This is a genomic window from Kitasatospora sp. NPDC033851 (assembly GCF_055576085.1).
The window spans coordinates 1-18,490 of the sequence record NZ_JBVIRL010000038.1; the positions used below are offsets into that span (position 1 = coordinate 1).

17 protein-coding genes are annotated in these 18,490 nt (G+C 72.7%); 3 read left to right on the forward strand and 14 right to left on the reverse strand.

Annotation, left to right across the window (positions count from 1 at the left end):
• Positions 1 to 204 precede the first annotated feature (204 nt).
• The 7 genes from ACZ51D_RS39170 to ACZ51D_RS39200 all read right to left on the reverse strand — a co-directional run bounded on the left by ACZ51D_RS39170 (position 205) and on the right by ACZ51D_RS39200 (position 6,997).
• Positions 205 to 1,410: a hypothetical protein gene (locus ACZ51D_RS39170; protein WP_465665072.1), complete on the reverse strand. Its 1,206-nt coding sequence runs from the start codon at positions 1,408 to 1,410 to the stop codon at positions 205 to 207.
• Positions 1,411 to 1,532: 122 nt separating this feature from the next.
• The gene (locus ACZ51D_RS39175) at positions 1,533 to 2,021 is read right to left on the reverse strand and encodes a DUF3180 domain-containing protein (RefSeq protein ID WP_360506788.1); all 489 of its coding nucleotides are present in this window, start codon (positions 2,019 to 2,021) and stop codon (positions 1,533 to 1,535) included.
• A gap of 358 nt (positions 2,022 to 2,379) precedes the next feature.
• On the reverse strand, positions 2,380 to 2,979 hold the full coding sequence (folK, locus tag ACZ51D_RS39180; RefSeq protein WP_360506791.1) for a 2-amino-4-hydroxy-6-hydroxymethyldihydropteridine diphosphokinase: 600 nt from the start codon (positions 2,977 to 2,979) through the stop codon (positions 2,380 to 2,382).
• Between the two features lie 40 nt (positions 2,980 to 3,019).
• Positions 3,020 to 3,379: a dihydroneopterin aldolase gene (gene folB / locus ACZ51D_RS39185; protein WP_030059580.1), complete on the reverse strand. Its 360-nt coding sequence runs from the start codon at positions 3,377 to 3,379 to the stop codon at positions 3,020 to 3,022.
• 247 nt (positions 3,380 to 3,626) lie between these two features.
• On the reverse strand, positions 3,627 to 4,106 hold the full coding sequence (locus tag ACZ51D_RS39190; protein WP_360506794.1) for a nuclear transport factor 2 family protein: 480 nt from the start codon (positions 4,104 to 4,106) through the stop codon (positions 3,627 to 3,629).
• A gap of 28 nt (positions 4,107 to 4,134) precedes the next feature.
• Positions 4,135 to 5,016: a dihydropteroate synthase gene (folP, locus tag ACZ51D_RS39195; RefSeq protein ID WP_465625529.1), complete on the reverse strand. Its 882-nt coding sequence runs from the start codon at positions 5,014 to 5,016 to the stop codon at positions 4,135 to 4,137.
• Positions 5,017 to 5,155: 139 nt separating this feature from the next.
• Positions 5,156 to 6,997: a phosphatidylglycerol lysyltransferase domain-containing protein gene (locus ACZ51D_RS39200; RefSeq protein WP_465665074.1), complete on the reverse strand. Its 1,842-nt coding sequence runs from the start codon at positions 6,995 to 6,997 to the stop codon at positions 5,156 to 5,158.
• Between the two features lie 378 nt (positions 6,998 to 7,375).
• Between ACZ51D_RS39200 and ACZ51D_RS39205 the strand changes: the two genes are divergently transcribed.
• Positions 7,376 to 8,530 (forward strand): alpha/beta hydrolase, encoded by a 1,155-nt coding sequence (locus tag ACZ51D_RS39205; protein ID WP_465625527.1) that lies wholly within the window; start codon positions 7,376 to 7,378, stop codon positions 8,528 to 8,530.
• Between the two features lie 118 nt (positions 8,531 to 8,648).
• Positions 8,649 to 9,437: a ferritin-like domain-containing protein gene (locus ACZ51D_RS39210; RefSeq protein ID WP_360506806.1), complete on the forward strand. Its 789-nt coding sequence runs from the start codon at positions 8,649 to 8,651 to the stop codon at positions 9,435 to 9,437.
• Positions 9,438 to 9,494: 57 nt separating this feature from the next.
• On the opposite strand, the gene folE is transcribed toward ACZ51D_RS39210, so the two are convergent.
• From folE to dacB, 6 genes are all read right to left on the reverse strand, one after another.
• Positions 9,495 to 10,100 (reverse strand): GTP cyclohydrolase I FolE, encoded by a 606-nt coding sequence (gene folE, locus ACZ51D_RS39215; RefSeq protein ID WP_360506809.1) that lies wholly within the window; start codon positions 10,098 to 10,100, stop codon positions 9,495 to 9,497.
• Between the two features lie 111 nt (positions 10,101 to 10,211).
• Positions 10,212 to 12,272: an ATP-dependent zinc metalloprotease FtsH gene (gene ftsH / locus ACZ51D_RS39220; RefSeq protein WP_465625525.1), complete on the reverse strand. Its 2,061-nt coding sequence runs from the start codon at positions 12,270 to 12,272 to the stop codon at positions 10,212 to 10,214.
• Positions 12,273 to 12,500: 228 nt separating this feature from the next.
• On the reverse strand, positions 12,501 to 13,055 hold the full coding sequence (hpt, locus tag ACZ51D_RS39225; RefSeq protein ID WP_030059589.1) for a hypoxanthine phosphoribosyltransferase: 555 nt from the start codon (positions 13,053 to 13,055) through the stop codon (positions 12,501 to 12,503).
• A gap of 71 nt (positions 13,056 to 13,126) precedes the next feature.
• Complete coding sequence (gene tilS, locus ACZ51D_RS39230) at positions 13,127 to 14,254, reverse strand: tRNA lysidine(34) synthetase TilS (RefSeq protein ID WP_360506815.1); 1,128 nt, start codon at positions 14,252 to 14,254, stop codon at positions 13,127 to 13,129.
• A gap of 283 nt (positions 14,255 to 14,537) precedes the next feature.
• Positions 14,538 to 15,710, reverse strand: a complete 1,173-nt coding sequence (locus ACZ51D_RS39235) for a zinc-dependent metalloprotease (RefSeq protein WP_465625523.1) — start codon at positions 15,708 to 15,710, stop codon at positions 14,538 to 14,540.
• 243 nt (positions 15,711 to 15,953) lie between these two features.
• Positions 15,954 to 17,570 carry a D-alanyl-D-alanine carboxypeptidase/D-alanyl-D-alanine endopeptidase gene (dacB, locus tag ACZ51D_RS39240; RefSeq protein ID WP_465665076.1) on the reverse strand — a complete coding sequence of 539 codons (1,617 nt, stop codon included), beginning with the start codon at positions 17,568 to 17,570 and terminating at the stop codon, positions 15,954 to 15,956.
• A gap of 76 nt (positions 17,571 to 17,646) precedes the next feature.
• On the opposite strand from dacB, the gene ACZ51D_RS39245 reads away from it, so the two are divergent.
• A complete protein-coding gene (locus tag ACZ51D_RS39245; protein ID WP_188300447.1) occupies positions 17,647 to 18,138 on the forward strand; it encodes an inorganic diphosphatase in 492 nt (163 codons plus the stop codon).
• 142 nt (positions 18,139 to 18,280) lie between these two features.
• Here ACZ51D_RS39245 and ACZ51D_RS39250 read toward each other — a convergent pair whose 3' ends face one another.
• Complete coding sequence (locus ACZ51D_RS39250; RefSeq protein ID WP_360506821.1) at positions 18,281 to 18,490, reverse strand: dodecin; 210 nt, start codon at positions 18,488 to 18,490, stop codon at positions 18,281 to 18,283.

Below are 18,490 nucleotides of genomic sequence, written 5' to 3' on the forward strand. Positions count from 1 at the left end.
CCGCATGAAACCCCCACCCACGCAAACGGCCCGCCCCCCCCCCCCCCCCCCCCCCCCCCGGCCCCCCAAGGCACACCCCCCCAAAAGCCCCCCCCAACACCCCCCCCCCCCCCCCCCCCCCCCCCCCCCCCCCCCCCCCCCCGGGGGGGGGCGCGCCCCGCCCCCCCCCCCCCCCCCCCCCGCCGCGGCTTTCGTCCACCCGTCTCAGCGCGAGGCGCGCAGCTCCGGCAGCTGGATCAGCTCGGTCTCGTCCTCCGGCGTCAGGTCCACCACGGTCGGCGCGCCCTGCTGCGACACGTTCTGCTGCGGCCGCTCGGCCTGCTGCGGCGCCCGCGCGTCGTCCCGCGCCACGGCCGGCTCCGCCGCCAGGGCCTCGGCCCGGGCCTTCGCGGCCACCGCCTCGTCACCCACCACGTCCGCCAGGTCGGTCCGCTCCCCCAGCTCGGCGACGCTGCCCACCGCCGGCGCCGGGGCCGTCGGGGCCGCCGGGCGGGCCGACGCACCCGCGCCGCGCCCGAAGAAGCTGAACCCCTGCCCGCGCGCCTGCCCGGACTGCGCCGGCCGCGGCCGCTGCCGCTCCGCCGGTGCGGGCGCAGCGGCCCGGACGGCCGGCGTCCCGCCGAGCTGACCGACCGTCGCCGTCAGCGCCGGGCGCACCGGGGCGGGCCGCACCGGCGGCTGGGCCTCCGCGGACCGGGCCTCCGGCGCCGGGGCCGGCGCGGGCACCGCGGGCGCCACCGGGGCGGGCACCGCGGGCGCCACCGGGGCGGGCACGGCCACCGGCACGGGCGCCGGCGCGGCCTGGGCAGCCGGGGCGGTACGCGCCCGCAGCGCGACCGCCGCGCCCGCCGTACGCGCCCGCCGTGCCTCCTGCTCCGCCGCACGGCGCTCCAGCAGCCGCAGCACGGCCGCCGCCCGCACGTACGCGGCCGGACTGGCCGGATACTTGGGACGGCTCGCGGCGAGGGCCCGCTGGGCCGCCTCGGCCTCCTTGAGCGCCTGCTCGGCCACCGTGACGGCCCGCTCCCGCAGCAGCCGGGCGATCTCAGTCTCGGCCTTCGCCAGCCGCGACTTCTCCGCTGTCAGCCGCCGCCCGAACCGGGTGGCCCGCTCCTCGGCGACCTCCGCCGCGTACTCGGCCTCTGCCAGCTGCTCCTCGAACCGCTCCTCGGCCCGCATCCGCTGCGCCGCGGACATCTCGGCGGCCGCCCGGGCCGCCTTGTCCCGCTGGCGCAGCAGCAGCGCGAAGCCGAGCGTCGCGATCAGCGCCGCGATGCCCACCGAGCGCACCAGGATGGTGTCCTGACTGAAGAGCAGAGCGGCCAGAGCGGCTACCAGCAGTACGCCGGCGGCGGTGGGGGGAAAGACCCGGCCGAGGACCGAGGAATGACGGTGGCGTCCGCGAGACATGCCAAGAAACTAGCGTGCGAATTGGGGCCCTGTCAGCCCAGGGTCCCCTTCTGCCCTTGACAGGGGGCGGTTTTTACCGCACGTGCCCGGATTCTCACTCAAGATCACGAGGAAGGCCCTGCTCAACGGTGGGACGCCGCCGGGCCGCTCGGACCGTCGTGGTTCTCCGGCAACTTGCAGACGTGCTGGACCCAGAGCGCCGCGGCGATCACCGCGGCCCCCGCCAGCACCGCGAACCCGGCCGTGACGGCCTGATCCTTGCGGGCCGACACGTCCAGTTCCCCTAGCAGGTAGATCCCGGCGCCCGCGTAGATGCCGGTGACCACCGCGGAGACCAGCGCACTGGCCTGCCCCAGCACGAGCGCCCGGGCCGCGAGCAGCGGGTCGACGCCCTTCGCGCCGTGCTGCCGCTCGCGCACCGCCTTCAGCCGGGACCGCAACGACAGCGCGGTCGCCAGCAGGATCACCGCCACCGCCGCCAGCACCACCGGCGCCGCACCCGGCACCGCCGGCAGCGTGCCCAGGGAGGCCCACAGCTTGGAGCCGGCCCAGGACAGCGCCGTCGTGGCGGCGGTGATGCCGATCAGCAGGCGGAGGCGAAGCAGCTTCACTCGGAGGAGGTCCTTCCCGGGGTACCAGAGCCGGCCGCCCGCCCGGTGACCCGACGCGGCGGCGCCAGGCCACCGTACCGGGCCCAGCCGGGCGGACACCCGCGCGAACAGCGGACACCTACTGGTACGGCCGGGCCCCCGATCGAGTTCCGCTGTTGCTCGCCCAGTCGCCAACTCGCCCGCTCGCCAACTCGCCCGCTCGCCTCCGAGACGCTCCGACCCGGCGCCGACGGTCGTCGCTCCAAGCCCCTCGTCCCTCGGGCCCCCTCGCTTCTCCCTTTCGACACCGGCGCGCCCCTTCGGCTCGGGGCGGGGAACTCGCCTCCGAGACGCTCCGGGCTGGGTGGCGCCCCGAGGCCTACTCCGGCAGCGTCAGCCGGATGTCCTCGCGGCGCTTGACGCCCTGCGCGTCCGGGCCGCCGAGGCCCGCCAGCAGCGCGTCGACCCGCCCGTGCCCGGGCAGCTCGGCCTCCGGCTGCGCGTCCAGCCAGGGGGCGAGCACGAAGGCCCGCTCGTGCGAGCGCGGGTGCGGCAGCAGCAGCTGGGGGTCGTCGCTGAGCTCGCCCTCGTAGGCCAGGATGTCGACGTCCAGGGTGCGCGGGCCCCAGTGGACGGTCCGCACCCGCCCGAAGGCGTCCTCGATCGCGTTGCCGCGCTCCAGCAGGTCCCGCGGGGGAAGCGAGGTGCGCAGCACGACGACCGCGTTGTAGTAGTTGGGCTGCTCCTCGGGGCCGCCGACGGCCTCGGTCTCGTAGACCGCCGAGACGGCCTTGATCCGCAGCCCCGGGGTGTCGGCGAGCGCGTCGACGGCGCCCTGCAGGGTGTCCAGCCGGTTGCCCAGGTTGCTGCCGAGCGCGATCACCGCGCAGCGCTGGCTGTGCAGGGTGGTGTCGGCGGAGTCCACCCGGCTCTCCAGGTCGAACGCGTTCGGCGTGGCGGTCGGGTCGCTGGTGCTCATCGATAGTCCTCTACATCGAGTGCCGGGCGCGCAGCGGCAGTCATGCGCGGCCCCGGTGGATGGTCACGGTCACGTCGTCGAACGGCACGGTGATCGGGGCGTCCGGCTTGTGCACGGTGACCTCGACCTCCTCGACCGCTTCGTGCTTGAGGCACTGGTCGGCGATGCGCTGGGCCAGGGTCTCGATCAGGTCGACCGGTTCCCCGGCGATGATCGCGGTGACCTCCTCGGCCACGATGCCGTAGTGCGCCGTGCGGGTGAGGTCGTCTCCGGACGCGGCGGGGCGGGTGTCCAGGTACAGCACGAGGTCGACCACGAAGGTCTGGCCCTCGACGCGCTCGCGCTCGAAGACGCCGTGGTGGCCCCGGGCACGCAGCCCCCGCAGGGTGACGCGGTCCAGCAAACGAATCACTGCTCCCAGTCGGACGGGCCCCGCCCGGAGAAAGGCATGGACGGGCAGGGCGAAGGCAGGCAGCACGCCCGCCACTCCGTTTCGAATCTACCCGCGAGCACGGACAACGCCTGACCGTCCTACCCGGCGCGAAACGACGCCACGCGCGCCGGAATGGCGATTGACGTGAACGTTCGGTGACCGCTCGGGAATTCCCGGGCGGTGTCCCGCCACGACATTTCCGCAGCCGTCGGAATCAGTCCTCGTCGTCCTCGTCACCGCTGGTCAGAACGGGTGAACCGTGGTGCGACCAGAGCTTCCACCCGGCCGGGGTACGGCGGAACAGATTCGTCGACACGACCTTTCCGCCGACCAGCGGTCCGAGCTCGCCCTCCTCCTCCGCCTCGCCGCCGGACAGAATGTTCTCGGTGCACGTGACAAGGGCCACATCACCGTGGACCTCGGCCTCGACATCGGTCAGGAAGAACTGGATGTACTCCGTGTTCATCATGATCAACATGTACGAACGGGTCACCTGCGCCCGGCCGCGCAGCACCGGCCAGCCGGGGTGCACACAGACCACCCCGCCCTTGTCGTCGGCGTCCGCGGCGCCCAGCCAGGCCTCCTCGACCGCCTCCAGGTCCCCCCGTTCCAGCGCCTCGTAGAGCCTTCGGTTCGCCGCCAGCACGGCCTCCAGGTCCGCCTCGCGGGCCCGCCCGGCCGTTCCGCCGCTCAACCTGCCGTCACCTGTCACAGACCCTCCCTCACCCCAGCCGCGCCGCGCGCTGCCAGGCCGCGACCACCCGGACGGCGTCCGCCGTGCCGGACACGTCGTGCACCCGCACCGCCCAGGCTCCGGCCTGGGCCGACAGCACCGACACCGCGGCCGTCGCGTCGTCGCGCTCCCGGGCCGGGCGCAGTTCCCCGGTTGCCGGGTCGGCGAGCAGCGTACCCAGGAACCGCTTGCGCGAAGCGGCCACGAGGACGGGACGGCCGAGCGCGGTGAGCGCGTCGAGCCGGCCGAGCAGCGCCCAGTTGTGCTCGGCGGTCTTGGCGAAGCCGAGCCCCGGGTCGAGGATCAGCTGGTCCTCCTTGACCCCGGCCGCCAGCAGCGCGTCCACCCGGCCGGCCAGCTCGGCGACCACGTCCCGCACCACGTCGCCGTAGACGGCCAGCCGGTCCATGTCGGCGGACTGCCCGCGCCAGTGCATCACCACGAAGGGCGCGCCGGTCTCGGCGACCACCCGGGCCATCGCCGGGTCGGCCAGCCCGCCGGAGACGTCGTTGACGATCGCGGCACCGGCCTCGACGGCCCGCTCGGCGACCGAGGCGCGCATGGTGTCGACGGAGACCATCACCCCGGCGTCGGCGAGCTCGCGCACCACCGGGATCACCCGGCGCAGCTCCTCCTCCTCGGGCACCCGCTGCGAGCCCGGCCGGGTGGACTCTCCGCCGACGTCCACCAGGTCCGCGCCGCGGGCCCGCAGGGCGAGCCCGTGGGCGATCGCCTTGGCGGGGTCGTGCCAGAGCCCGCCGTCCGAGAAGGAGTCGGGCGTGACGTTGACCACGCCCATCACGGCGCAGCGCTCGAGTCGCGGCAGACCGGCCGGAAGCGAGAAGGACGGCGAATTGCTCATGCCCCCCATTATCGAACAGGGCCGTTGTCGCACGAGGCCCCCGCCGGGGATTCCCGGCGGGGGCCTCGTGCGGCGGCCTCGGCGCCCTCAGGCGGCCTGCGTGGTGCCTCAGGCGGCCTCGGCGCCCTCAGGCGGCCTGCGTGGTGCCTCAGGCGGCCTCGGTGACCCCGCGGGTCGACGGGACCGGCATCAGGCCCTCGCGCTGGCGCTTGCGGCCGAAGCGCGGCATGCCGAGGGTGATGAAGGCCTCCGCCTGCATCGCTGCGAAGCCGATCCGCGGCAGGTCCCGGGTGTTCGGGAAGACCAGGAAGCGCGGCTCCCACTCGGGCTGGAACTTGGCGTTGAACTTGTACAGCGACTCGATCTGGAACCAGCGCGACAGGAACACCAGCAGTCCGCGCCAGGCGCGCAGCACCGGGCCGGCGCCGATCCGCTCGCCGCGGGCCAGCGCCGAGCGGAACATCGCGAAGTTGAGCGACACGCGGCGGACGCCCATCGCGGGCACCGCCTGCAGCGCGGCGACGATCAGCAGCTCGTTCAGGCCCGGGTCGGCGGCGCGGTCGCGGCGCATCAGCTCCAGCGAGATGCCGTCCGGCCCCCAGGGCACGAAGTGCAGCACGGCCTTCAGGTCGTCGCCGCTCTCGCCCTCCTCGGGGTCCTTGTGGGCGGTGACCACCACGCAGTCGTCGTCCAGCGGGTCGCCGAAGCGGCCCAGCGCCATCGAGAAGCCGCGCTCGGTGTCCGTGCCGCGCCAGCGGGCGGCGGCGTCGGCGATCCGGTACTTCTCCTCCGCGGTGAGGTCGGAGACCCGGCGCACCTTGCAGGAGTAGCCGTTGCGCTCGATGCGCTTGACCATCTGGCGGACGTTGCGCATGGCCCGGCCGGCGAGCGAGAAGGTGGCGGTGTCGACGATCGCCTCGTCGCCCAGCTCCAGCGCGTCCAGGCCCGCCTCGCGGGTCCAGACCTCGCCGCCGACCTCGCTGCAGCCCATCACGGCGGGCACCCAGGCGTGCTCGCGGGCCTCGGCCATGAACACCTTGATCGCGCCCGGCCAGGCCTCGACGTCGCCGACCGGGTCGCCGGAGGCGAGCATCACACCGGAGACCACCCGGTAGGAGATCGCGGCCTTGCCGGTGGGGGAGAACAGCACGCTCTTGTCGCGGCGCAGCGCGAAGTAGCCGAGCGAGTCGCGCTCGCCGTGCCGCGCCAGCAGCTCGCGGACCTTCTCCTCGTCCTCGGCGGTGAGCTCGGGCTTCGGCTTGCCCGGGCGCAGCGCCAGGTAGGCCGTGGTGAAGGCGGTCAGCAGCCCGAGCCCGCCGAGCAGGTAGGCGACCAGGTCGGACATCCGGATGTTGGTGTAGCGGATCGGGCCCTCGAAGCCGAACAGCCCGTACCCGACGTGCTGAAGGCGCTCGATCAGGCCCGGGTGGCCGATCTCGTACTTGGTCCGGGTGCTCACGATCAGCAGGCCGAGCAGCACGCTGAGGACGCCCATGACGACCAGGTTGACCACCGCCCGCCAGCGGGTGCGCGGGTCGGCCTTGGCGTAGAACTCGCGCTGGTGGACCAGCATCACGGCGAGGACGACCAGCGAGACGACCGCCGGGCCGATCTGGTGCCAGCGCACGATGTGCAGCGCGGCGCTGAGCGGCAGCAGCACGCAGACCACCCGCCAGGCCCGCCGCTTGCGCCGGCGCAGCGCGTGGGCGAGCGGCACCAGCAGGATGCCGACCATCAGCGTGCCGACCGCGGCCAGGCTGGTGGTGCCGCCCGGCAGCTGCCCGGCGAAGGAGTGCATCTTGGTGTGCCTGAGCTTGGGGAACACCGCGCTGGCGATGTTGACCAGCCCGATCAGCAGACAGGCGTAGCCGACCGCCCCCGGGAGCCAGGCCCTCGGAACAGCGGCCGCCTGGGAACGCAGCGTCTGCAGGCCACGGCGACGGCGCGGCGGCTGCTCGGGGCTCGGCTCAACGGACACGGGAACGCTCATGGAAGCTCAGCGTAGAGGCTGCGGGGCGGTGTCCGGTCCCTCCGGGGGAGGACGCGTGATGGACCTTCATGCCTATTCCTTCATCAGGCAATGCGCATACCAAGGACCCGGAAACGGTCGGTAAACCGGGGCCGTGGACGCGCTGCGGGTTGAGCCGGCGGTGGGAGCCGGGGGGGCCGCCGCAGCGTGGCACGGCAGGACCCTCCGGGACGCGATACGTACGGTGGACGCCGCATTCTAGGGCGCCGGTTGCCTGCGACTCCCCCCGCCCTCCGGCTCCGGCCCGGGCGTCCGGACAGCCTAGCTGCGGTGGCCCGACCTGACGGACCGCCAGACGATGAAGCCTGCCCGACAGTGTCCCACCGGAAGGCCGACCACATGGAACTGACCAGCGACGCGCTGGTGAACTCGCTGCTCGCACTCGGCGCAGCGGCCCTGGTCACCACCCTGTGGATCTGGCCCCGGCTGGCACGGCAGCGCCCGCTTCCGGTGCTCGGCCGGCTCGGCCTGCTGACAGTCGTTCAAGCCTCGATCGTGGCCGTGCTCGCGCTGTCGGTGAACAACTCCTTCGGGTTCTACACGTCCTGGAACGACCTGCTCGGCCACAGCGGCGCCAAGCTCGCGCTGACCAGTAACGAGAACCACAAGGGCGGCACCCCGGTCGCCGACGCGCTGATCCAGCCCACCAACGAGGGCGGCCTGGAGACCGTCACCAACCTGCCGAAGGGCACGCCCGAGGAGGTCGGCAAGATCGAGTCGGTCCAGGTCAGCGGCAAGGAGACGGGTTTCTCCGACCAGATGTTCGTCTACCTGCCGCCCGAGTACTTCGACCCGAAGTTCGCCCTGGTCCGCTTCCCCGTCCTGCTGGCCATCGCCGGCTACCCGGGCACGGCGCTGAACCTGGTCAAGGACCTGTCCCTCCCCCAGACCGCGTACGAGCTGCAGCGCTCCGGCAAGATGCCGCCGACCGTCCTGGTGATGGTCCGCCCGGGGGTGGTCCCGTCCCGGGACACCGAGTGCGTGGACGTCCCCGGCGGGCCGCGCACCGAGTCCTGGTTCGCCAAGGACGTGCCCGAGGCCGTCCTCGGCACCTACCGGGTCGGCCGCACGGCCGGCTCCTGGGCCACCTTCGGCTACTCCACCGGGGGCAGCTGCGCGCTGCGCCTGGCGATGCGCTTCCCGAACGTCTTCGGCAGCGCGACCAGCCTGCACGGCGACTTCACCGTGCGCCAGGACGGCTACACCGGCGGCGACCTCTTCAACGGCGACAAGGCGCTGACCCAGCAGCACGACCTCGGCTGGCGGCTGCAGAACCTGCCGGTGCCGACGCTCAACCTGCTGGTGGTCTCCACCCGCAAGGAGTCGGACTATCCGCAGACCGTCCAGTTCGTCGACCAGGCCACCCGGGTCGCGGCGGCCAACCCGCAGTTCAAGGTCGAGTCGCTCTACCTGGACGACGGCGGGCACAACGTCGACAGCTGGATCAAGGAGCTGCCGGCCTCGCTCGAATGGCTGGGCACGCACCTCGGCTAACGCGTGGGAGTGATTACCCGCCGGTCGGCCCGGTCGGCCCGCGGCTCGGGGGAACGTATCGCGGCCGTCCGCCCGCCGCTCCCGGCGGGCGCCGCCCCGGATCCGCACAGGAGGCGCCGTGCTGAGCACCCGCTCGCTCTTCAACGAGATCTACCGGAACGACCAGGCGTACCAGCTGTTCTGCAGCATCGCGGCCGGCGGCGAGGACCAGGGCGGCTGGGAGAACGAGCGGATCACCGCGCTCACCCGGGATCCGGTCCTCGCCCCGAAGGTCGCCCGGCACGGCGCCGACGAGCGCAAGCACGGCCGGATCTTCACCCGGCTGCTGACCAAGCGCGGCCTGCCCAAGGTGGCGGTCCCGGAGGAGGCCGACTACTGCATGCTGCTGGAGCGCCAGGGCATCGGCCTCTCCCACGAACGGCTGAACAGCGACGTCCCGCTGACCGACCGCGAGATCATCACCTACCTCGCGCACAGCCGGGTCACCGAGCAGCGCGCCGCCGAGCAGATGCGCCAGCTGGTCAAGGTGTACGGGGACAACCCCGAGCTCGGCCGGGCGATGCGGATGATCTCCGCCGACGAGGACAACCACCTCGCGTACTGCCACGAGGAGCTGCTGCGGCTGCGGGCCGAGGGCCACGGCCCGTACATCCGGCACACCCTGGAGACCAGCGCCCGGGGCGAGATCCGCACCCACCGGGACGTCGGCCTCGCGGTCACCGCCCGGATGGCCCGGATCCTGCGCTGGCCGCGCTGGCAGCTGGCCCTGGTCACCCTCGGGGTGCACGCGCTCTACCTGTACGACCGCGCCTACGGCTGGCGCCGGATGGTCACGCTACGGATGCCCGAGCGCCGCAACGCACTGGGCACCCCGGCTCCGCAGCACGCGGAGCACGAGGTGCCCTGAGTCGTTTCGCTACCGACCGATGCCCCTGCCGGCCGATGGCCCTATCGACAGATGCCCCTATCGACCGATGATGAGGCTCATCGCCTCGGCCCGGGTGGCCGGGTCGCGCAGCTGGCCGCGCACGCATGAAGTGATCGTCTTGGCGCCGGGCTTGCGGATGCCGCGCATCGACATGCACATGTGCTCGCACTCGATCACCACGATCGCCCCGCGCGGCTCCAGGATCCGCATCAGCGCGTCGGCCACCTGGCTGGTCAACCGTTCCTGCACCTGCGGCCGGCGGGCGTAGACGTCGACCAGCCGAGCGAGCTTGGACAGCCCGGTGATCTTGCCGCTCGGGGACGGGATGTACCCGACGTGCGCCACACCGCGGAACGGCACCAGGTGGTGCTCGCAGACCGAGGTCAGCTCGATGTCCTTGACCAGCACCATCTCGTCGTGGCCGAGGTCGAAGGTGGTGGTGAGGACGTCCTCGGGCTCCTGCCAGAGGCCCGCGAATATCTCCTTGTAGGCACGCGCCACCCGGGCCGGGGTCTCCAGCAGGCCTTCGCGGTCCGGGTCCTCCCCCACGGCCAGCAGCAGCTCGCGGATGGCGTTCTCGGCCCGCTTCTGGTCGAAGGTCCCGACGGCGGGCGGACCGTCGAGCGTCACCGGGTCGATCATGCGGGCCTCGCTTACATATGGGAAGACTCTGGCTGAACAGCACGGATGCCGCGCCTCCAGGGTACAAACCCTGGTGACGCGGCATCCATTCCCTTCCCTACGGGACCGGGATCAGCTCTCGGCCGACGGCTCGGCGGCCGGCAGCGGCGGAAGCTTCACGACGTCCACCGGAGCGGTGTCCCCCACGGCGGCGGCGGCACCGTTGGTGAGCGCCAGCTCCTTCGGGGACTGCACCGGCGGCCGGGTGGACGGCGTGCGGCGGGTGGAACCCGTCCAGGCCGGCCGGGCCGGGCGCTTGACGATCGGCGCGAAGATCTCGGCGATCTGCTCCTTGTTCAGGGTCTCCTTCTCGAGGAGCTCCAGCACCAGGTTGTCGAGCACGTCGCGGTTCTCGACCAGGATCTCCCAGGCCTCGTTGTGCGCGCTCTCGATGAGCTTCTTGACCTCTTCGTCGACCAGCGCGGCGACCTCTTCCGAGTAGTCGCGCTGGTGGCCCATCTCACGGCCCAGGAACGGCTCCGCGTTGTCGGAGCCGAACTTGATCGCGCCCAGACGCTCGGTCATGCCGTACTGGGTGACCATGGCCCGCGCCGTGGCGGTGGCCTTCTCGATGTCGTTCGAGGCGCCGGTGGTCGGGTCGTGGAAGACCAGTTCCTCCGCCGCACGCCCGCCCAGCATGTAGGCCAGCTGGTCGAGCATCTCGTTGCGGGTGGTGGAGTACTTGTCCTCCTCCGGCAGCACCATGGTGTAGCCGAGGGCCCGGCCGCGGGACAGGATGGTGATCTTGTGCACCGGGTCGCTGTACTGGCAGGCCGCCGCGACCAGGGCGTGACCGCCCTCGTGGTACGCGGTGATCTTCTTCTCCTTGTCGGACATGATCCGCGTGCGCTTCTGCGGACCCGCCACGACGCGGTCGATCGCCTCGTCCAGGATGTTGTTGTCGATCAGCTTCTTGTCCGAACGGGCGGTCAGCAGCGCCGCCTCGTTGAGGACGTTCGACAGGTCGGCGCCGGTGAAGCCGGGGGTGCGCTTGGCGACGGCCGACAGGTCGACGTCGGGCGCGATCGGCTTGCCCTTCTGGTGCACCTTGAGGATGTCCAGCCGGCCCTGGAGGTCGGGACGCTCCACCGCGATCTGGCGGTCGAAGCGGCCCGGGCGCAGCAGCGCCGGGTCCAGGATGTCGGGGCGGTTGGTCGCGGCGATCAGGATCACGCCGCCCTTGACGTCGAAGCCGTCCATCTCGACCAGCAGCTGGTTGAGGGTCTGCTCGCGCTCGTCGTGGCCGCCGCCGAGGCCCGCACCGCGGTGCCGGCCGACGGCGTCGATCTCGTCGACGAAGACGATCGCCGGGGCGTTCGCCTTGGCCTGCTCGAAGAGGTCGCGGACGCGGCTGGCGCCGACACCCACGAACATCTCGACGAAGTCCGAGCCGGAGATGGAGTAGAACGGCACCCCGGCCTCGCCCGCGACGGCACGCGCCAGCAGGGTCTTGCCGGTACCGGGCGGGCCGTAGAGCAGCACACCCTTGGGGATCTTGGCGCCGACGGCCTGGAACTTGGCCGGCTCCTGCAGGAACTCCTTGATCTCGTGGAGCTCCTCGACCGCCTCGTCGGCGCCCGCGACGTCGGAGAAGGTGGTCTTCGGGGTGTCCTTGGTGAGCAGCTTGGCCTTGGACTTGCCGAACTGCATGACGCGGGAGCCGCCGCCCTGCATCTGGTTCATCAGGAACAGGAAGACCAGGACGATGATCACGATCGGCAGCATCGACAGCAGCAGGCTGACGAAGGTGCTCTGCTTCTCCGGGCTGACGGTGTAGCCCTCGGCGAGCGTGCTCGAGTCCTTGTCGTTGATCTGGGCCTGAAGCTTGTCGGCGATCGCGACACCCTGGTCGCCGATGTACGAGGCCTGGAACTTGGCACCGGACGGGGTCTTGCCCGTACCGGCGTTGGGCAGCGTTGCGCCGTCCTTCAGCTGGATCTTGATCGTGTTCGAGTCACCGGTGGTGATCTGCGCCGACTTGACGTTGTGCGCGTCGATCGCTGCGACGACCTGACCGGTGTCCACCGTCTTGTAGCCGTTCGAGTCCGAAACGACCTGCATCAACACGATGACGGCGAGGACGGCCAGCACGATCCACATGATCGGCGCACGGAAGTATCGCTTGACGTCCATCCATGCGGGGCGTTGCCGCCCCGTCCCTCCTGCCACTCAACGGCGCCGCGTGGCTGTGGGCCGCCGGCGCATCCGAATTGGTGCTCATGTGAAGAGCGGTTTAATGGACCGTACCGCAGTCGGACCCACCCATGGCGGGAGCACGGCGACACGGCTGTTGTTCTTTGTCCCCCCGGTCCAACGGGCGGGAACGGCCTACTGTTCCCGCCCATAGCCCGAACGGCGCTCTCAGCCGCCGTAGACGTGCGGAGCGAGGGTGCCGATGAAGGGGAGGTTACGCAGCTTCTCCGCGTAGTCCAGGCCGTAGCCGACCACGAACTCGTTCGGAATGTCGAAGCCGACGTACTTCACGTCGATCTCGACCTTGGCCGCGTCCGGCTTGCGCAGCAGGGTGCAGACCTCGAGCGAGGCCGGGCCGCGCGAACCCAGGTTGCCCAGCAGCCAGGACAGCGTCAGGCCGGAGTCGATGATGTCCTCGACGATCAGGACGTCACGGCCGGCGATGTCGGTGTCCAGGTCCTTCAGGATCCGCACCACGCCGGAGGACTTGGTGCCCATCCCGTAGGACGAGACGGCCATCCAGTCCATGGTGACCTGCGAGTGCAGGGCCCGGGCCAGGTCGGCCATGACCATCACGGCACCCTTGAGGACGCCGACGATCAGCAGATCCTTGCCTGCGTAGTCCCGGTCGATACGCTCTGCCAGCTCGAGGAGCTTGGCATCGATCTCGTCCTTGCTGATGAGCACCTTCGCGAGGTCAGCGCCCATGTCGTTCTGGTCCACCGGGGATACGTCCTCAAACGTTCGGGGTCTGTGTGGCCGGCGGCCGGCTGCCCCGAGGCATGCCCAGCCCGTCAGTCGCCCTGCCGCCGAAAGACCAGCGTGCCACACCTGCGGGTGGCCTCGACGCCCCCGGGTAGGTGCAGCGGCCCCTGGCCGCGCCATCCGGTGACCAGCAGGTCGATCGTCTCCAGGTGCCGGGCGAACAGGTCCCCGGCCGGACAGCCCGCGCGCAGCGCGGCCCGGCGCAGCACCCGACGGCGCACGGCCGACGGCAGTTCGGCCAGTTTCACGGCGTCCAGGGCGCCCTCGCCCGTACGGAGGTCGCGTTCCGCCAAAGAGGCCCACTGGTCGAGGGCGTCGGCGTCGTCGCGGAACAGCCGGGCGGTACGGGCCAGCGCCTCGACCACGCCGCCGCCCAGGTGCTTCTCCAGCACCGGCAGCACCTCGTGGCGGACCCGGGAGCGGGTGTAGGCGGGATCACAGTTGTGCGGGTCGTCCCAGACCGGGATCGACTGGGCGGAACAGGCCTGCCGGGTGGCAGCCCGGTCCAGTTCCAGCAGCGGACGGCGGTAGCGGCCCTTCTGGGCCGGCATCCCGGCCAGCGAACGGGCGCCCGAACCGCGGGCCAGGCCCAGCAGCACGGTCTCGGCCTGGTCGTCCCGGGTGTGGCCGAGCAGCACGGCGATGGCGCCGTGGCGCTCGGCGGCCTCGTCCAGGGCCGCGTAGCGGGCGTCCCGGGCGGCCGCCTCCGGGCCGCCGGCGCGCCCGACGCGCACCGGGACCGCCTCGACCGGGTCGAGGCCGAGCGAGCGCAGCCGGTCGGCCACCTGGTCGGCGCGCTCGGCGGAGCCGGGCTGCAGGCCGTGGTCGACGGTGACGGCGCCGACCCGCAGGCCGATCTTGGGGGCCTCGAAGGCGGCGGCGATGGCCAGCGCCATCGAGTCCGCGCCGCCGCTGACGGCGACCAGGACCAGCGGCGAACCGGGCGCGGCCGGGGTGCGGGGCAGTCCGGACGGGTGGCGCGCGGCGTTGCCGATCAGGGTGGTGCCGACGGCGGCACCCACCAGCGGCGCACCGGCGGGGCGCTCGCGGGGCTGGCGCACCGGCGCGGTGAAGGTGGAACCGGCCTCGGCGGCGAGGTCGGAGAGCGTGCGGCGAACGGCCAGGCGTATCGCGGCGACGGCGGGGTGAGGGCCCACGGCGGACGACTCCTCGACAGGGGGGACAGGACTGCGGCGGGCGGCGGGAACCGCACACCATCTGTGATCGCCCTGTTACCGGGCGCTCACAGATGGTGGCAGAAAGGAGCGACCCGCTACGCCACCCGCGCCACCGGTACGACCACCGTCCCACGTTCGGGTGAATGAAGAAACGCTTCTTCACTCGCCATTTGCCCGATTGGACCACTCGTACGAGCGGGTTTGACCGCCGCGCGCCGCTTGCCGCCCGGCTCGCGGCGCGTCCGCGTCACGCTGCGGCCGCTCAGCGGGCCACCCGGGCCACCCACGCGGCCGGGTCGTGGATCTCCTCCTTGGTCGGCAGGGTGTTCGGGGAGGTCCACACCCGGTTGAACCCCTCCATGCCGACCTGCTCCACCACCCCGCGCACGAACACCGCGCCGTCCTGGTACTGGCGCAGCTTGGCGTCCATGCCCAGCAGCCGGCGCAGCAGCAGGTCCAGGCGGTTCGCACCGCGGTCCCGGCGCTGCTGGAACTTCTCCCGGATCTCCGCGACCGTCGGCACCACGGCCGGGCCCACGCCGTCCATCACCACGTCCGCGTGGCCCTCCAGCAGCGACATCACGGCCGTCAACCGGCCGAGGATCTCGCGCTGCGCGGGCGACTGGACGATCTCCAGCAGATTCGACGAGGACGAACCCTCCCGGCCGCCGACACCCGGCAGCCCGCCGAGCGAACCCGCCGCCTCCCGCAACCGGTCCAGCAGCGCACCCGGGTCGACGTCCGTCTCCGCGAGGAAGGCCTGCACCTCGGACTGGATGTGGTCACGCAGCCACGGCACCGCCGTGAACTGCGTCCGGTGCGTCTCCTCGTGCAGACAGACCCAGAGCCGGAAGTCGGACGGATCGACGTCCAGCTCCCGCTCGACGTGCACGATGTTCGGCGCCACCAGTAGCAGCCGGCCCGGCCCGGGGCCCTCCGGCCCCAGCCGCGGCTTGTCGAACAACGCCGCCGGACTGTCCGGCGCCTCCAGCGAAGGCTCCGCCGGGGCGAAGGTCTCGTACTGGCCCAGCACCTTGGTCGCCAGGAACGCCAGCAGCGCCCCGACCTCGATGCCGGTCGCCTTCTCCCCCACCGTGCCGAGCATCCCGGCCGCCGCGCTGTTCGCCCGGCGCGCCTGCAACTTCTCCACCAGCGGCTGGACCACCGTACGGAAGCCCGCCACATTGGCCCGCACCCACCCGGGGCGGTCCACCACCAGCACCGGCGTCGCCGCGGCCTGGGCCAGGCTCGACGACCGCATACCGGTGAACGCCCGTACGTGCTCCTCCGCCGCCAAGGCGTGCCGGCGCAGCTCGGCGACCACCGCCGCCGCCTCCGCCCGGCTCACCTCCGGCCCCGGCCGGACCAGCCTGGTCGCAGTTGCGACCGCGAGGTTCCAGTCGACCATGTCAGCACCGCCACTCGCGCTCGTCATGCCCTCACCGTACGTGCTGCCCCCCACCAACGGCAGCCACCCGCACGGAACACCTCTCCCCCGGCATCCCGCGAAACGACCTCCCCGCACCGGCCCCGACCCCACCGGCACCCCGCGACACGGCTTCCCCGCATCGTCGCCGTCCACACCGGCACCCCAACTCCGCTGCGGCCGGGGACCCGTGGCGCTCCAGCGGCAGCCGCGGATGCCGGACCGGCCACGGCGGCGCCGGGGACGGCCGGGTCAGTGGCAGCCGCAGCCGGCGAGGCGGGCGGCGATGCGGTCCATGGCGGCGCGGGCCGTGTCGGCGGGGGCGGGGGTGCGGGTCATGACGGCGAAGACGAGGAGGCGGCCGTCGGCGTCGACGACGGTGCCGGCGAGGGTGTTGACGCCGCTGAGGGTGCCGGTCTTGGCGCGGATCAGGCCGGCCGCGTCGGCGGCGCCGGAGCCGGCGCCGTAGCGCTTGCCGAGGGTGCCGGTGAAGCCGGCGACCGGGAGGCCGGTGAGGGCCGGGCGCAGGGCGGGGTGCTGCTCGGAGGCGGCCAGGCAGAGGAGGCGGACCAGGACGGCGGGCGGGATCGCATTGCCCGGGTGCAGGCCGCTGCCGTCGTTGAGGACCACGTCACCCGTCGGCACGCCGAGCCGGGTGAGCTCCTGGGTGACGGCGGCGGCCGCCCCCTCGAAGCTGGCCGGCTGGTGGGCGGCGAGGGCGGCCTGGCGGGCGACCGCCTCGGCGAGCTGGTTGTCGGAGGTGGTCAGCAGGCGCTCGACCAGCCGGTCGATCGTGGGCGAGTCGACCCGGCCGAGGACGGGCGCGTCGGCGGCGGCCGGGGCGGCGGCGGGCGTGGCCTTGCCCTCCACGGTGACGCCCTGGGCCTTGAGCAGGGCGGCGAAGGCCTCGGCGGCCGCGCCGGCCGGGTCGGCGACGCGGTTCGGCGCGTCGTCCCGGCTCTTCGGGTCCACCTTGGCCTCGTCCAGCATCAGCGGGACGACCAGGGCGATGTTCTGCCCGTCGTGGTTCCTGTGCCGCGGGTCGCCCGCGTACATCGACAGGTCGTAGTCCAGCTTGACCGTGGTGGTGCCGGCGGCCGCGAGGGCGGCGGCGGTCTGCCGGGCCAGGGCGTCCAGGGAGGCGGGGGCGGTGTCGGCGTCGGCGGGCTGTCCGCCGATCTGCACCTGGTCGGCGGGCAGCGCGGTGAGCGTCGGGTCGCCGCCGCCGACCAGGGTGATCGTGCCCGGGTCGGCGCCGCGGACCACCCTGGTGCTCAGCCGGGTGTCGCCGGGGATCAGGGACAGGGCCGCGATCGAGGTGGCCAGTTTGGTGGTGGAGGCGGGGGTGGCCGGGGTGTTCTCCCCGGAGCCGTACAGGAGTCGGCCGGCGGCGGCGTCCGCGACGGCGAAGGTGACATCGCCGAGGTTGCGGTCGGCGAGAGCGGCGACGAGGGCCTGCTGGAGGCCCTGGGTGGTGGGGACGGCGGCTTCCGGGCCGTCCTCGGCGGCGGCCAGGACGGCGCCCGGCGCGGGGACCGGGCGTGCGGCGGGCGAGTCGCTGCCGCCGGTGGCGGTCGGGGCGGCGGCGGGCGGCCCGGACCGGCGGGTGGGCGTGGCGTTCGGGCTGTCACCCGGCTTGGGCGTGGCGCCGCCCTTCCCGTGGTCGTCCTTCTTGGCGTCGTGGCCGTCCCGGCCGCCGTCGCGGTCGTCGCCCTCGCCGTGCCCGGTGCTGTGCCCGCCCGGGGTCGGGGATGGCTGCGCATACGCACCATCCGGGGTCAGCACCGTTCCGGCGACCAGCAGCGCCACGCCGAGCAGCCCCGCGGCCGTCCCCCTGCGGCGGCGAGCCGCCCCTCCCCCAGCTCCCACCGACCGGCCCCTTTCCGAAGCACTCACTCCCGTAGGAGACACTTGGATTCTGTCAGTCCCTACCTTGGAGGAACCGTTGGAGTTCGACGTCCTTATCGAAATCCCTAAGGGCTCTCGTAACAAGTACGAGGTCGACCACGAGACCGGTCGTCTGCGGCTCGACCGGATGCTCTTCACCTCGACCCGCTACCCGGCCGACTACGGCTACGTCGAGGGCACGCTCGGCGAGGACGGCGACCCGCTGGACGCCCTGGTCATCCTGGACGAGCCGACCTTCCCGGGCTGCCTCATCAAGTGCCGCGCCATCGGCATGTTCCACATGACCGACGAGGCCGGCGGCGACGACAAGCTGCTCTGCGTCCCGGCGACCGACCCGCGCTGGGAGCACCTGCGCGACATCCACCACGTGTCGGAGTTCGACCGCCTGGAGATCCAGCACTTCTTCGAGGTCTACAAGGACCTGGAGCCCGGCAAGTCCGTCGAGGGCGCCGACTGGGTCGGCCGCGCCGAGGCCGAGGCCGAGGTCACCGCTTCGATCAAGCGCCTGGCGGAGCAGGGCGGCCACTGAGCCGTCGTTCCGATCTCGTTCGATCAGGGTGGTTCGAGGTAGGTCGGGACAGCCTGGGGCCGGGGTTCGCGGATTCGTCCGCGGGCCCCGGCCTCTGTCGTGCGGCGGTCCCTTCGTGCAGCGACCTCTGTCGTGCAGCCGGTCAGTCCTCCAGCCGGAAGCCGAGCTTGATGCAGACCTGGTAGTGCTTGATCCGGCCGTCCTCCAGATGCCCCCGGACCTGCGACACCTCGAACCAGTCGAGGTTGCGCAGCGTCCGGGCCGCCCGCTCCACCCCGTTGCGGATCGCGGCGTCGACGCTCTCGGTCGAGGACCCGACGATCTCGGTCACCCGGTACACATGGTCGGTCAT